This is a genomic window from Xanthomonas hortorum pv. cynarae (genome assembly GCF_002939985.1).
Taxonomy (GTDB): domain Bacteria; phylum Pseudomonadota; class Gammaproteobacteria; order Xanthomonadales; family Xanthomonadaceae; genus Xanthomonas; species Xanthomonas hortorum_D.
Genome location: NZ_MDFM01000005.1, coordinates 55,519 through 69,660, shown reverse-complemented (window position 1 = coordinate 69,660; position 14,142 = coordinate 55,519). Strand labels below are relative to the sequence as shown.

The window sequence follows — 14,142 nt, the reverse complement described above, 5'->3', positions numbered from 1 at the left end:
CCGTGACAAAACCAATGCGAAATGCGGTGCCGCCCGACCCGTTCAGCCGCGGGCGGGCGTGGTGTCGAGCGCGTTACGCGGCGGTAGCGACCAGTCGATCGGGCCGAGCCCGCGCCGTTGCAGATGGTCGTTGGTCTTGGAGAAATGCTGGCAGCCCAGAAAGCCGCGATGCGCCGACAACGGCGAGGGATGCGGGGCCTTGAACACGCGATGGCGCGCCTGGTCGATGACCTTGCCCTTGGACTGCGCGTAACTGCCCCACAGCAGGAACACCAGGCCTTCGCGCTCGCGGTTGAGCGTTTCCACCACGTGATCGGTAAAGCCTTCCCAGCCCTTGTTCTGGTGCGCGCCGGCACGCCCCTGCTCCACCGTCAGCACCGCATTGAGCAGCAGCACGCCTTGGCTCGCCCACGGCATCAGATAGCCGTGGTCCGGCCGTGCGATGCCCAGGTCGTCCTGAATCTCTTTGGAGATGTTGAGCAGCGACGGCGGCACCGGCACGCCGGGCAACACCGAAAAGCACAGCCCGTGCGCCTGGCCTTCGCCGTGATACGGGTCCTGGCCCAGGATCACCACCTTGACCTGCTCGAACGGGGTGGCATCGAAAGCGGCAAAGATCTGCGGGCCGGGCGGAAACACCCGCGCACCAGCCGCCTTGCGCTGACGCAGGAAGGCGGACAGTTCCTGCATTTCCGGGCGCAGCAACCAATCGCCCACACGCGCCTTCCACGACGGTTCCAGCTGGATACGTGCTTCTACTTCGGCCACATCTAACATTTCAGTCATAGCGTGACAGCCTGATCCTCAAGCCGTGCCAGGCGCAGCTGGAACAACACCTTGGTCACCAGCAGCCGCTCTTCAATGGGTTTTTGCACCAGATCGTTGGCGCCGGCGCGCAGCAGCTCGGACTGGTTGCGCGGGTTGGTGTCGCCGGTCATCACAAGCACCGGCAGACGGCGCTTGCCGTAGGCGAAATCGATGCGGATGCGCTCGACCACGTCGCGGCCGTTGAGCTCGCCTTTCAAGGTCACATCGGTCAGCACCACGTCGATGCGGCGCTCGGTGCGGCCCAGCGATTCGGCGGTGAGCAGCGCGAAGGCGTCTTCGGCGGTGAGCACGTGGATGACCTTCAGGCTCTGGCGCTCGAGCATGCGCTTGGTCGCCTCGGCCACCACGCGGCTGTCTTCGATGTACAGCACGGTCGCGCCGACGATCGGCTCGGGCTGCACATAGCCGCGGATGAAGGTCGCCAGAGCTTCGTGGCCCAGCGCCTTGTCGAAATAATCGGTGACGTACTCGGTAAAGCGGCGCTCCACCAGGTGCTGCTGCGCATCGCCGGAGACCACGATCACCGGCACGTAGGCCTGGCCGGCCGCTTCGCGCACGCTGCGCGCCAGGGTCAGGCCATCGCCGTCGGGCAGCGACAGCGAGGTGGTGACCAGATCCACCGTGCCGGCTTCCAGCGCCTGACGCGCCTCGGCAATGCTGGAGCAGCCGATCACCTGCACATTCGGCAGGTCGCGGGTCAGCACATCGGCAATCAGCTTGCGCACCAGCTTCGAGCCATCGACCACCATCACGCGCGGCGCGTCGCTGATCAGGTGTTTGAGATCTGGTGGATGCATGGCAGGCCTCAGGTCTCGGTGGGACGGGTCTGGCGAAGGAAATGGCCGGTCACCAGCCAGGCGCCCAGCCAACCCAGGACCAGGGTGCCGACCAGCACCATCGCAGAATGCAGCAGATCGAGCCCGTGCAGGGTAAAAGAACTGCCATAGCTGTCGGCCAATGTCGCCAACGGTGCCTGCAAGGCCAGCCCGGAGGCGGCGATCAGCGCGAGCGCAACCGCGCCGGCACCCAGCCCGTACCACGCACCCAGATACAGAAACGGGCGCCGGATGAAGCCATCGCTGGCGCCCAGCAGCTGCAGCACGCCGATTTCCTCGCGCCGCGATTGGATATCCAGCCGCACCGTGTTGCCGACCACCAGCACCGCGCCGACGCCGAGCAGCGCCGACAGCACCTGCACCAGACGCTCGCCAAAGCGCAGCCAGCCATCCAGGCGTTTGCGCCACAGCGCGTCGTGCTGCACCTGGTCGGTCTGCGGCAAGGCCTGCAACGCGCCGGCCAGTTGCGCATCGTCGGCCGCATCGGTCGGGGTGACGATCAACAACGTGGGGAGCGGGTTGTCGCCGAGCGCATCGATCGCCTCATTGAGCTTGGCGCTTTCGCGCAGCTCGGTCAGTCCCTGTGCGGGCGTACGCAGGGTGACCTGGGCGACGTCGGGGCGCGCACGCAATTCGCCGGCCAGCGCCTGTGCGGCATCGGCGCCGATATCGACCTTCAGGAACAGATTGATCTCGCGCGATTGCTGCACGCTGCCGGCCAGCAGCTTGACGTTGTCCAGCGCGATCGACAGCCCTAGCGGCAAGGCCAGTGCCAGCGCCATCACCACGATGGTCAGCAAGGTGGCCCACGGCTTGCGCATCGCGCGGCCCAGGCTGAAGGCGATGCTGTGCAGATGGTGGTCAATCCACACGCCGAAGCGCGAGGGTGCGGCGGCTTCGGTATTGGCGGGCTTGCTCATTCGGCCAGATCCTGCGGCGAGATGTCGTCGACCAGCCGGCCGTGATCCAGGATCAGCACGCGCTTGCGCATCTGCTTGAGCAAGGCCAGGTCGTGGCTGACCACCAGCACGCTGGTGCCGCGCGCCGGCAGCTCGGCAAACAACTGCATGATTTCGGCGGCCAGCGCCGGGTCGAGATTGCCGGTGGGCTCATCGGCCACCAGCAAACGCGGCTCGCCGACAATGGCGCGGGCGATACCCACGCGCTGCTGCTCGCCGGCCGACAACTGCGACGGCAAGGCCTTCTCGCGATGAGCCAACCCAATCCGTTCCAGCGCCGAACGCACGCGCTTGCCGATCTCGGCGCGGCGGGTGCCACGCAGGATCAATGGCAATGCCACGTTCTCGGCGATGCTGCGGTCGGTGAGCAGGCGATGGTCCTGATAGACCGCCCCCACCTGGCGACGATGCAACGGAATCTGCCGGCCGCGCACCTTGAGCAGGTTGCGCTCACCCAGCAGCACCGCGCCCTGGCTCGGGCGCTCGCTGAGGTGGATCAATTTGAGCAAGGTACTTTTGCCGGCGCCGGAGTGGCCGGTCACGAACAGCATCTCGCCATCGGCCACTTCGAAGCTGACATCGGTCAGCGCCTGGTGGCCACCGGCGTAGTGCTTGCTGACGTTGTCGAAACGCAGAACGGTCATCCAGCGATTATGCCGGAGCGCCAGCGCTTGCGTCGCATCGCCGAAGCCCGGCGATGCGATTGCAGCGGCAATAGATCAGTTGCCGGAGACCAGCGAACGCAATCTGCGGCCGATACGACTCAGCAGCGACGGGCTACCCGAGGGCTTGGTCGCACTGCGCACCGGCTTTGCGACCACCTGGGTCGGCTTGCGTGGTGCGGCCGGCGCGGCAACCGGTGTGGACGCCACGGCAGGCTCGGCACCTTCGACCGGACGACCGTTACGGCGACGGCGACGCTTGCGCGGTGCGCGCTCGGCATCGGCCAGGATGGTCGACGGCGCTTCGGCAGTCGCTGCGGCGACCACAGGCGTTTCCGACGCTGCGGCAACGGTTGCCGTCTCGGCGGCAACGTCGCCTTCGACACGCGGCTTGCGGCGCGGACGCGGCTTGCCATCGGCACTGCCGCCGTCACGGCGACCACCGCCACTGCTGCTGCCGCTGCGCGAAGCGCCACCCGGGCCACTACGGCCACCGCCGCGACGCTGTTCTTCGGCTGCACGCTGTTCGCGCGCTTCACGGAAAATGGTGCCCACGCTGTCGCCAGCGTCGTCGTCGGCCTCTTCGCCTTCCACCGGCACGCGTGCCACACGCGGCAACGGGATCAGCAGCTCGGAGGTCACCGGCTCGACCGGGATCTTCTGCGCGATGTAGGCCTCGATGTCCGGCAGGCTCATCGCATAGCGCTCGCAGGCGAAGCTGATCGCATCGCCTTCTTCGCCCAGACGCGCGGTACGGCCGATGCGGTGTACGTAGTCTTCCGCATCGAAGGGTAGGTCGTAGTTGTAGACGTACTTGACGCCGTCGATATGCAGGCCGCGTGCGGCCACGTCGGTGGCGACCAGGATTTCGAGCTGGCCCTTCTGGAAGCGGTTGAGCAGCGACTCGCGCTTCTTCTGCGGCACATCGCCGGACAACACGCCGACCCGGTAGCCATGACGCTCAAGGGTGCGCGCCACGCGCTCGACGAACGCCTTGGTGTTGACGAACACCATGGTGCGCGCGCCTTCGCTACGCGACAGCAAGCCGAGCAGCAGCGTCTGCTTCTCTTCGTCGGAGGGGAAATAGATACGCTGACGTACGCGTGCGGCAGTGATGGTCTCGGTTTCGACCACGAGCTTTTCCGGCTCGTTCATGTGCTCGTAGGCGAGCTCGAGCACGCGATGGCTGAGCGTGGCCGAGAACAGCAGGGTCTGGCGGGTGCCGCGCTCGGGCATGCGCCGCAGCAGGAAGCGGATGTCCTTGATGAAGCCCAGGTCGAACATGCGGTCGGCTTCGTCCAGCACGCAGATTTCGCAGGCGTGCAGCGAGACCACCTTGTGCTGCTTGACGTAGTCGATCAGCCGGCCCGGGGTGGCGATGATCACGTCCACGCCCTGCTGCAGCAGCTCGCGTTGCTTGTCGTAGTCCACCCCGCCGTAGACCAGCGCAAAGCGCAGGCCCAGGTCGGCGCCGAACTTGACCGCATCCTTGTGGATCTGGATCGCCAGCTCGCGGGTCGGGGCCAGGATCAGCGCGCGCGGGTCTTCCGGCTTGCGGTCGGCCAGCGCCGGGCGGTTCAGCAGGCGGTTCACCACCGTCACCAGGAACGCCAGGGTCTTGCCGGTGCCGGTCTGGGCCTGGCCGGCGACATCGCCGCCTGGCAGCGCGACCGGCAGGGTCAGCGCCTGGATCGGGGTACAGCGGGTAAACCCGGCGCTCTCCAGCCCGGCGATCAGCGCCGGATGCAGGTCGAACGTGGAAAAGGTCAAATCGGTCAGCGGTTTGTCGCTCATTATTCCGTCTTCGTGAGGCGCCCTGGGCAGCCCGGGCGCGGCTTGCATCGATGCCGACAGCGTCGCAAACTGCGGCTGTTGTGGCGGACAGCGCGGCTTCAGGACTGACACTTGATTCAGTCGCGCAATGCCCCAGTTTAACGCAATGTAGCGGCCTGCCCGTTCGGGCGGGCCGTTTTGGTTTCCAGGAGACCCAACGTGAGCGACAAGGTTCAACATGTCGGCGATGCCGACTTCGATACAGCTGTACTGCAATCCGGCGAACCGGTCCTGGTGGATTTCTGGGCCGAATGGTGTGGCCCGTGCAAGATGATCGCCCCGGTACTGGACGATCTGGCCGATACATATCAGGGCAGACTGAAGGTTGCCAAGGTCAATGTGGACCAGAACCGCGCCCTGGCCATCAAGTACCACGTGCGGTCGATCCCGATGCTGCTGCTGTTCAAGGACGGGCAGGTGCAGGCAACCCAGATCGGGGCGGTTGGCAAGGGCCAACTCACCCAGATGATCGACAAGACCCTGGGCGGCGCGGCCGCCTGAGCGAGCGGGCGTCCCAGCGATGGGCGCCCCCGATGTTTCGCCAGCAGTTAAACCCTGCCCCGGCAGACGCTTGCGCGGTTAAGCGCAGCGGTGATAGTGTCAGTCGATCCGGAGCACGTTCGTGCGCCGCCGTACCCCTCTAGAAACGTCTCTCTAGACTCCCATCACCATAGTTCGCCCCCCAGCCGGGCGCTCGCACTCTTAGCGAGGAATCAAGCACTTGTCCGATCATCCTTCTTCCGATACCGGGAGCGTCGACGCTCCTGTCGAGAAACGCGTGCGCAAGCCGCGCGTGAGCAAGACCGCCGTTGCCAATGACGACGGTGGCGCGCAACAGCCCAACCTGCCCTTGCCCGCCAGCCCCGCGCCTGATGTTCCGCGCGCGCCGCAGGCACCGTCGCACGCTGCCGATTCGGCACCGGCGCAGACGTCCAGCGATGGCGCATATGCCGGTAACGCCCCCAGCGCCAGTCAGGGCAACCAGGGCGGCGACAACCATGGCGAATCCCGCGAGGGTGGCCAGTCGCAGCAGCAGCGCTTCAACCAGGCGCAGAACCAGCAGAACCAGAATCAGGCGCAAAGCCGGGGTCAAGGCCAGAACCAGGGTCAAGCCCAGGTCCAGGGCCAGCCGCAAAATCAAGGTCAGGGTCAGGACCAAGGTCAGAACGCCGGCCAGAATCAGCAAGGTCAGGGTCAGGGGCAGAACCAGCAGGGCAATCGCCGTGACCGGTTCCGCAACCGCCGCGACCGTGGGCCGCGTGATCGGTTTGGTAATGAAACCGGTGGCGGCATGCCCTCGTCCGATGGCAGCAACGAGCCGTTTATCGCGCGTCCGCACCCGGCCGTGCCGGATGGCTTCCCGGTGTATTCGCTGAGCGATCTCAAGCGGATGCCGGCGCAGAAGCTGCTGGATATCGCCGATCAGCTCAACATCCAGGAAGGCGTGGCGCGTGCGCGCAAGCAGGACGTGATCTTCGCCCTGCTCAAGGTGCTGACCCGCCACGGCGAAGGCGTTGCCGCCGACGGCGTGCTGGAAATCCTGCCCGACGGCTTCGGTTTTCTGCGTGCCGCCGAAGCCAGCTACCTGGCCGGTCCGGACGATACGTATATCTCGCCCAGCCAGATCCGCCGCTTCAACCTGCGCACCGGCGACCATCTGTCCGGCCGCATCCGCTTCCCGAAGGACGGCGAACGCTATTTCGCGCTGTCGATCGTCGACACCATCAACGGCGAGCCGCTGGAAGCCAGCAAGAACAAGGTGCTGTTCGAGAACCTGACCCCGCTGTTCCCGCGCCGGCGTTTCCGTCTGGAACGTGGCGATGGGTCCACCGAGGACATCACCGGCCGCATCCTGGATCTGATGGCGCCGCAGGGTAAGGGTCAGCGTGCGCTGATCGTCTCCCCGCCCAAGGCCGGTAAGACGATGATGATGCAGCAGGTGGCCACGGCCATCACCAGCAATCATCCCGAAGTGCACATGATCGTGTTGCTGATCGACGAGCGCCCGGAAGAAGTGACCGAAATGCAGCGCACCGTGCGCGGCGAAGTTATTTCCTCGACGTTCGACGAGCCGGCCGCGCGTCACGTGCAGGTCGCCGAGATGGTGATCGAGCGGGCCAAGCGCCTGGTCGAGCACAAGAAGGACGTGGTGATCCTGCTCGACTCGATCACCCGTCTGGCACGCGCCTACAACAACGTGGTGCCCAGCTCCGGCAAGGTGCTCACCGGTGGTGTGGACGCCAACGCGTTGCATCGCCCGAAGCGCTTCTTCGGTGCGGCCCGTAACGTCGAAGAAGGCGGCTCGCTGACCATCATCGCCACGGCGCTGGTCGAGACCGGCAGCAAGATGGACGAGGTGATCTACGAAGAGTTCAAGGGCACCGGCAATAGCGAAGTGCATTTGAACCGTCGCATCACCGAAAAGCGCGTTTACCCGGCGATCGACATCAACCGTTCGGGTACGCGTCGCGAAGATCTGTTGATCGAGCCGGAGCTGCTGCAGAAGATCTGGATTCTGCGCAAGCTGCTGCACCCGATGGACGAAATCGCGGCAATGGAATTCCTGCTGGACAAGATGAAGACCACCAAGTCCAACGACGAGTTCTTCAGTTCGATGAAGCGCTGATTTCGATCGGCATTCTCGATAAGAAAAAGCCCCGCATTGCGGGGCTTTTTTGTGGGTGCGCGATTGCTTGCAGTCACAAGCCTGGTTGGTCGAGTGCGCGGTGCCCTCACCGCTCGCGGGCCACGCCGTAAATCCGTCCGTGGAGGCTCGGTGGCGGCATCCATGCCGCCACACGGTCCCGCAAGCGGCGAGGACACCGCACCAGAGAGTTAGTCGGTCGCTATTTTAAAACCATGCACACCGACACTCTCGACTGGCCCTTGCCCGCTCACCGTCGCGGGACCTTACGCGGCATGGATGCCGCGTAAGAGCCTACATGGACGTACTTGCGGCGTGTCCTGCGATGGTGGGCGGGCAAGGGCCCTGCAGCAAACTCACAGCGTCAAGGTCGCGGCAAGGACACCGCACCCNGTAAGAGCCTACACGGACGTACTTGCGGCGTGTCCTGCGATGGTGGGTGGGCAAGGGCCCTGCAGCCAAATCGCAGATCAGCCGCCCTGCCGCCAAGCATCAGATAATCCTCCCCGCAGCGAAGGCCCAGATCGTCGGCTCCGCAATGGACCGGCATGAAATAGTTTGCCAGCCGCTCTGATGTTGGCGTTGCGCTTAACTTCCTTGCAGCGGTGTCACCAGGCGCACACCTACTCCGCGTGCCGAGAACAATCCACTTCCAGGTAGCGCATCCGGACTGTCGGTCGATGCTGACGCACCGCGCTGTTCGTGCCAGGGCGCCGGCTGACGCGGGCCCGGCAAATAGGATTGCCACGTTTTGGCTTGCTTTGCAGCGGTCAGATTGCGTGGCCAGGTTTCGATGTCGAAGGTGACCGGAACCCGCATGACCCAGTACGGCGCGTCGGCCTCGGCGCCTTGCGTGGGCGGCACAAATGTCAAGCGCTGCGCATTGGCGATTGCGGCATCGGCAAACGCCTTGCGCCAGCGCGGGCGTTTGGATTCCGGCGCCAGTGTGGTCAGGTTGACCTGCTCTGCGACCAGATCCTCGACCTTGCCATCGCGGCCGATCTTGAGTAGCAGATAGACCACCCCTGTCGCACCCTCTCGAAACGCATGCTCGGGATAGGCCGGTGGCGGCATGTCCTTGGCAGCGACGCTGGCGGCACCTTGCTCCTCGCTGCCGAAATGCGCGCTGCGAATCGATACCGCATACGTGTTGTTGTCGCCCGGCTTGGCGACCAGCAGCAGATTCATCGGTAGTTGCGCGGGCAATGCGCTTCCATCGTCTTTGACAGGGTCGAAGCGCCAGGAGGCGATCGATTGCTTGACGCGGTCGCGGACCACTGGCGGCAAGCTTGCTTCGTCGGTGAGCTTGACTGCCGTGACAGTGCCGTCCGGGGTCAGCGTCAATTCGCCCGCGACATTCATGCTGGCTTCCATCTGCGCCTGCACCTGCGCGGCACTGGGACGTGCCTGCACGCCGTTGATACTCCCCATTGCCAACAAAATCCCCAGGCCCAAGCGTTGCTTCCACTGCATGACCGCGCTCCATCGTGATTGAATCTTCGTTGTACCAGCCTTGGTGCATACGCGTAAATCGTCAGGCCAGTTTTCGCGAGTCCGCGTAGGGCGGCGTGTCCGGGTAATCGTCTTCGCGCAGTCGCGCTTGCAGATCGCGCCACCATTGCGGCTCGAACAGTTCCGGATGCGTGTGCTTGACCGCTTCCAGTTGCGAGGCCGGCAAGCCCATAAACAGCGCAAAACGCTCGGGAAACACATCGCGCGGGCCGACATGAAACCAGGGCTCGGCGGACATTTGTTCTTCGTAACTGGTGGGCGTGGGCCAATCGCGGAACGTGCATTCGGTGATCAGGCACAGCTCGTCGTAGTCGTAGAACACCGCACGCTGATGGCGGGTGATGCCGAAGTTTTTCAGCAGCATGTCGCCGGGAAAGATGTTGTTGCGCGCCATGTCCTTGATCGCCTGCCCGTAGTCCAGCGCTGCGGCATGCGCGGCCTCGGGCAGTTGTTCGCGCAGGTACAGATTGAGCGGGCGCAGCCGGCGCTGCACGTAGCACAGCGCGATCAACACATCGGCGCCATCTTCGCTCAGGCTCATCGCACAGCTGGTCTGCAGTTCTTCCAGCAACGCCGGCGAGAAACGCGCCTTGGGAAAGCGCAGAAAGCGGTACGGCTGCGCGTCGAGCAGGCGGCCGATGCGGTCGAGCTGGAACACCAGTTCGTATTTGCCTTCCACCTGCGCGCGGCTCATGGTTTTTGGATACGCAAAGCGGTCGCGGATCAGCTTGAACACCAGCGGATAACTGGGCAGCGTAAACACCACCATGACCATGCCGGGCGTGCCATCGGCATGCACCAACTGCTCGGCAGGATGGGCCTGAAAATGGCTGAAAAACGTGCGATAGCGTTCGGTCTTGCCCTGCTTGGCACGCCCCAGCATCGTGTACAACTCGTCGATGGGCTTGTGCGTCAGCAGGCTGCGCAGAAACACCACTGCATCACCGACGGTGGATAGATCGGCCTGGAAATAACTGCGCGAGTTACTGAACAATTGCGCGACATCACTGCGCCGGGTCAGCACCGCTTCGGCACGCAGGCCGGCACCATCGTTGACCAGTGCGATCACGCAGGGAGAAAAGCGATGTTCGCCAAACACGCGCCCGATCAGATAGGCGCGCCGTTCGCGGTAGAACACGGTCTCCAGCAGTTCCACACTGCGCACAGGATGCTCGCCCCAGTGCGCAAGATCGTCCTGCAGCCGCACTGCAATTGCCGCCGCGCAACGGGTGCGGTGTAGGTATGCCACATCGAACGCATAATCGCCCAGCACGCGCACCAGCATGTCGGTCAGCCGGCCGGGCGAGACCGCGTAGGTATGCCGCGCAACCGGCAGCGTGATCGCATCGGTCGGCTCGATATCCAGCGCGATGAATTCGATCTCCGCATCCACACCATGGGTGCCGAAGTAACGCCGGGTCAGGGTGTTGTAAAAGGTCTTGTACAGCTCCTGATCGATCAACCCGGTCAGCAGCGCGGCGTAATGCTCGCGTGCGCGCATCCACAACGCGCGGTCGTGCGCCTGCCCCAGCAACACCGCACGCAGCCGCAGCATGCATTCGCTGATGTAGTGATCGTAGAGCGCAATACGCGCCACCGCATCCTCGCGCGCGCCGTTCCAGTCGCGTGTCTCGAAGCGCTGCTTGGCGCGTGCGGTGATCTGCGCAAAGCGCGCGTGGTAATCCTCGAACGCTTCATACACGGCGCGGCCGATCGCCAGCGCGCGACGCTCGGACTGCGGCGGTAACGGAAGAGGGCTCATGGCGGCAGTGTACCCAGCGTGGGGCGTCGGACGACAGGCAATGTCGCAAGTGACCTAGGCAGCATTACGAACTCGCTGAAGATACGATCCTGGCAAACGTACGGCACCGGGCGCGACTGCGCGCGGGAAATCCAGCCCGTTGACGCACTTGCCACAGAGAGAGATTCGTCAGGGACCTGAAGACACCGCCTATGCTATTTCTGGTTTCAAGGTTCTGTGGAGCAACAGAAGGCTTGTGCTCTTTCCACCGGTCTGGCCTTTTTGAGGACGCACGGCTCAGCCTTGCTGGAACCAAGCGGCGGCGCAGTCGCGGGGTGTCGTTGCGCTTTCTTCCATAGGCTGTAAGCCAAAGCTTGTCAGGATCTGTATAGACACCGTGCAACGGAGATGCCGCCATCAGACCCTTCACGCATACCGATCATTAGCACCGTCGGTAACGTGGCTCGCTGCCGCTGTTGATACAGGATCAGGCGATGTTGTTGCGCCAGGGAGACTCGTCATGTCTGGCGCCACTGTTCCCCGACAAAGCCGCAACAATGCACTGACAAGGAATACGCATGCAGTTGTTGGTCCTGAGCGAGGTACAGATATATGGTGATGCGCTCGATTCACTGCTACGCACCACGCAGTCACAGATGACAGTGACCCTGGCCACCAGCATCGGCGGAGCCGTCATCGAAATGGAAAAGCGTGCAATGGATGCCGTGCTGCTGGATGTGGGAGCTGATGGCGTTCTGCAAAGCCTTTCGGCGCTCAGGCGTCGCTGGCCACAGACCTTGATGGTGGCATTCGGATTGAGTTCTTCCAGTCAGGAAGTGATCTGCAGCGGCGCAAGCATGAATTACATCTTTGGCCGTCAAGTGGGCATCGAGGAAATGCTGAGCGTCCTTAGCCACGAGCGTCCTCCCAACAGACGCGCCACGCCGCCCTCACCACAACCGACGATGTATCGACTCACCCCACGCGAGCGTGAGGTGGCCGACTTGTTATCGCGCGGGCTGAGCAACAAGGAAATTGCACGCGACCTGCGTATCGAGCTGGCTACCGTAAAAAATCACGTACATAGCGTGCTCAGAAAGACCGATGCACGCACGCGCCTGCAAGCGGTGGTGAACATCGGCGCCGCTTTTTCCATGCCTTAGACCAGGGCCAGTGCGATGGGTGCAACGGTCTTTGCCACATCGAGCACAGTGTCATACCAGGCTTTATCGTAGCCCTCATCGTTTGGCGTGCCCGCGCTAACCGCAGGTGTAAACCCCTTGGTCTGCATTGCCTGGGTCACCATCGGCAACACGATCGGCAATGCCGTGCTCACCGCGCGGCTGATGCTGTCATACCACGCTTTTTCATCCACGCTGCCCATGGCCAAGCCCTGCGCCTGCGCTGCCGGTGAAAAGCCCTTGCTTTGTATTGCCTGGGTCACGATCGGCAACACGATCGGCAGTGCCGTGCTCACCGCGCGGGTAATGCTGTCGTACCAGGCTTTCTCACCCACGCTGCCCACGGCCAGGCCCTGCGCCTGCGCCGTCGGTGAAAAGCCCTTGCTTTGCATTGCCTGGGTCACCATCGGCAACACGATCGGCAATGCCGTGCTCACCGCGCGGCTGATGCTGTCGTACCACGCTTTTTCATCCACGCTGCCCACGGCCAGGCCCTGCGCCTGCGCTGTCGGTGAAAAGCCCTTGCTTTGCATTGCCTGGGTCACGATCGGCAACACGATCGGCAGTGCCGTGCTCACCGCGCGGGTGATGCTGTCGTACCACGCCTTGTCTACCGAAAGCGATTGGCCGGCTAGCAGGGCCGAGGAATTTAAACCACTGGACATGTATGCGGACATGACATTGACCTCTGAAGGATGCGAAGAAGGAAGGGAAACATTGGCAGGCGAAGAGGCGGCAAGCGGGTCGAGCTTCAAGAAGCTCAACTTCCCCATTCCGGCCGGCTTGATCGGCAACTTGATTGCGGGCGTCTGCTTCACGAACAGACGTCGAAGTGTGTTTCCCGCTCCGAGGACTAGGTCGATGGATGCGCGTGCTGCGCCAAGCTGATCGACCTGATCCAGCAAGGCGTATGTAAAGGCAGACATTCCGTTGGTTCCTGGCGTGGACGCAGATGCGGTCTCATCGGCTTGTGCTGCGGAGATGAGCAAGCCTTTGGACGCCGGAAGCGTGAGCGTGGTGACCGTTGCATCACCGGTGCCAGGAACATACCCCTTCGACGCAGGGGGCAGGACCAACCCGAATGGCCTGAAAGACACTGCAGCAGGCTCAAATCCCTTGGAGCTAATTACCTGGCTCGTCGGCGCCTCGGCAGTCCAGAACTTGGACTTGACGACATGGGCAATCCTGCCGTCTTCAGCAATGAAGAGTTTCTCCAAACCACCGGAGAAGCAGGTATCCAGAACGATGGTCAGTACACCATCCGGCACCGACACCATTGCATCTGCCAATTCCGTGTCATCGAGGAACTGGCTGTCCTGCGTCACCAGCGCCTCGCGCAACTCGCCGTTGATCTGCGGCCGGTAGCCATGACCGGAGTAGAAGAACACCAGACGATCCTGCGGCGTGGCTCCATTGAACAACCATGCCAGTCCGTCCAGAACCGCATGTTTGCTTGCCTGCTGGTCGGTCAGCGCTTTGATTTCCTGAAATGCAAACTTGGACTGCAGGTGGGTTGAAAATGCGGTTGCGTCCTGTACACAACTCGGTAGTGCATTGGTCCCTGGGTAGTTGTTGATACCAACTACAAGCGCTCGCGTTGTCATCGGGAAGACTCCCTTGTATCGCGTTGATCGTTGCCCGGCGGTTTACCGAGTAAGCCAATGCTGGTCGCGTTTGTCCCAACCGGCCATGCATCGATGGATCCGGTTTTTATCCTCCATCGTGCCCATATCCATGGATCCAACGATCCAGCCGAACGCTCAAGTGTGTGTCTTACAGCGTATTGACATGGACGAGCACGCCAATGGTTGGCGATGGTCGGCGTTAGCGACGGCATACGCGATCGCACCCTGGCGGCCTTCTCATCGGTGTCGCGGAAACAGAACGACCCGCTTCGAACGAAGCGGGTCGTGGGGACATGCATGCGGACAGGCCGCCTCAGAAGG

Annotated in this window: 11 protein-coding genes; 3 read left to right on the top strand and 8 right to left on the bottom strand. The window is 63.2% G+C overall.

Features of this window, described 5'->3' with window-relative positions; translation table 11 throughout:
- Positions 1 to 42 precede the first annotated feature (42 nt).
- The 5 genes from ung to rhlB all read right to left on the bottom strand — a co-directional run bounded on the left by ung (position 43) and on the right by rhlB (position 5,079).
- Positions 43 to 768, bottom strand: coding sequence for a uracil-DNA glycosylase (ung, locus tag XcyCFBP4188_RS04960; RefSeq protein WP_043911283.1), 726 nt, complete (start codon positions 766 to 768; stop codon positions 43 to 45).
- Between the two features lie 14 nt (positions 769 to 782).
- A complete protein-coding gene (locus XcyCFBP4188_RS04955; RefSeq protein ID WP_006453139.1) occupies positions 783 to 1,625 on the bottom strand; it encodes a response regulator in 843 nt (280 codons plus the stop codon).
- An 8-nt stretch (positions 1,626 to 1,633) separates the two neighbouring features.
- Positions 1,634 to 2,584 carry a permease-like cell division protein FtsX gene (ftsX, locus tag XcyCFBP4188_RS04950; protein ID WP_006453138.1) on the bottom strand — a complete coding sequence of 317 codons (951 nt, stop codon included), beginning with the start codon at positions 2,582 to 2,584 and terminating at the stop codon, positions 1,634 to 1,636.
- Positions 2,581 to 3,267, bottom strand: coding sequence for a cell division ATP-binding protein FtsE (gene ftsE / locus XcyCFBP4188_RS04945; RefSeq protein ID WP_006453137.1), 687 nt, complete (start codon positions 3,265 to 3,267; stop codon positions 2,581 to 2,583). The genes ftsX and ftsE overlap by 4 nt, the downstream gene beginning before the upstream one ends.
- Positions 3,268 to 3,342: 75 nt before the next feature.
- Positions 3,343 to 5,079, bottom strand: coding sequence for an ATP-dependent RNA helicase RhlB (gene rhlB, locus XcyCFBP4188_RS04940; protein WP_046932473.1), 1,737 nt, complete (start codon positions 5,077 to 5,079; stop codon positions 3,343 to 3,345).
- 198 nt (positions 5,080 to 5,277) lie between these two features.
- On the opposite strand from rhlB, the gene trxA reads away from it, so the two are divergent.
- Positions 5,278 to 5,619 (top strand): thioredoxin TrxA, encoded by a 342-nt coding sequence (trxA, locus tag XcyCFBP4188_RS04935; RefSeq protein ID WP_005923050.1) that lies wholly within the window; start codon positions 5,278 to 5,280, stop codon positions 5,617 to 5,619.
- Positions 5,620 to 5,839: 220 nt separating this feature from the next.
- On the top strand, positions 5,840 to 7,744 hold the full coding sequence (gene rho, locus XcyCFBP4188_RS04930) for a transcription termination factor Rho (protein ID WP_074065954.1): 1,905 nt from the start codon (positions 5,840 to 5,842) through the stop codon (positions 7,742 to 7,744).
- A 606-nt stretch (positions 7,745 to 8,350) separates the two neighbouring features.
- Here the strand turns inward: rho and XcyCFBP4188_RS04920 are convergent.
- Together XcyCFBP4188_RS04920 and aceK are read right to left on the bottom strand one after the other, a co-directional pair.
- Positions 8,351 to 9,235: an energy transducer TonB gene (locus XcyCFBP4188_RS04920; RefSeq protein WP_006452419.1), complete on the bottom strand. Its 885-nt coding sequence runs from the start codon at positions 9,233 to 9,235 to the stop codon at positions 8,351 to 8,353.
- Positions 9,236 to 9,296: 61 nt separating this feature from the next.
- Positions 9,297 to 11,036 (bottom strand): bifunctional isocitrate dehydrogenase kinase/phosphatase, encoded by a 1,740-nt coding sequence (aceK, locus tag XcyCFBP4188_RS04915; RefSeq protein ID WP_006452420.1) that lies wholly within the window; start codon positions 11,034 to 11,036, stop codon positions 9,297 to 9,299.
- A gap of 557 nt (positions 11,037 to 11,593) precedes the next feature.
- Between aceK and XcyCFBP4188_RS04910 the strand changes: the two genes are divergently transcribed.
- Entirely contained in the window at positions 11,594 to 12,178 is a 585-nt protein-coding gene (locus tag XcyCFBP4188_RS04910) for a helix-turn-helix transcriptional regulator (protein WP_006452421.1), read from the top strand.
- Here XcyCFBP4188_RS04910 and XcyCFBP4188_RS04905 read toward each other — a convergent pair.
- Positions 12,175 to 13,800, bottom strand: coding sequence for a caspase family protein (locus tag XcyCFBP4188_RS04905; protein WP_104591727.1), 1,626 nt, complete (start codon positions 13,798 to 13,800; stop codon positions 12,175 to 12,177). The two genes, XcyCFBP4188_RS04910 and XcyCFBP4188_RS04905, sit on opposite strands and share 4 nt — an antisense overlap.
- Positions 13,801 to 14,142: the final 342 nt, after the last annotated feature.

Bases quoted from the DNA above. Each gene is read 5' to 3' on its own strand.
- XcyCFBP4188_RS04955 (WP_006453139.1), bottom strand. From the start codon at position 1,625: ATGCATCCACCAGATCTCAAACACCTGATCAGCGACGCGCCGCGCGTG.
- ftsX (WP_006453138.1), bottom strand. From the start codon at position 2,584: ATGAGCAAGCCCGCCAATACCGAAGCCGCCGCACCCTCGCGCTTCGGC.
- ftsE (WP_006453137.1), bottom strand. From the start codon at position 3,267: ATGACCGTTCTGCGTTTCGACAACGTCAGCAAGCACTACGCCGGTGGC.
- rhlB (WP_046932473.1), bottom strand. From the start codon at position 5,079: ATGAGCGACAAACCGCTGACCGATTTGACCTTTTCCACGTTCGACCTG.
- XcyCFBP4188_RS04920 (WP_006452419.1), bottom strand. From the start codon at position 9,235: ATGCAGTGGAAGCAACGCTTGGGCCTGGGGATTTTGTTGGCAATGGGG.
- aceK (WP_006452420.1), bottom strand. From the start codon at position 11,036: ATGAGCCCTCTTCCGTTACCGCCGCAGTCCGAGCGTCGCGCGCTGGCG.
- XcyCFBP4188_RS04910 (WP_006452421.1), top strand. From the start codon at position 11,594: ATGCAGTTGTTGGTCCTGAGCGAGGTACAGATATATGGTGATGCGCTC.
- XcyCFBP4188_RS04905 (WP_104591727.1), bottom strand. From the start codon at position 13,800: ATGACAACGCGAGCGCTTGTAGTTGGTATCAACAACTACCCAGGGACC.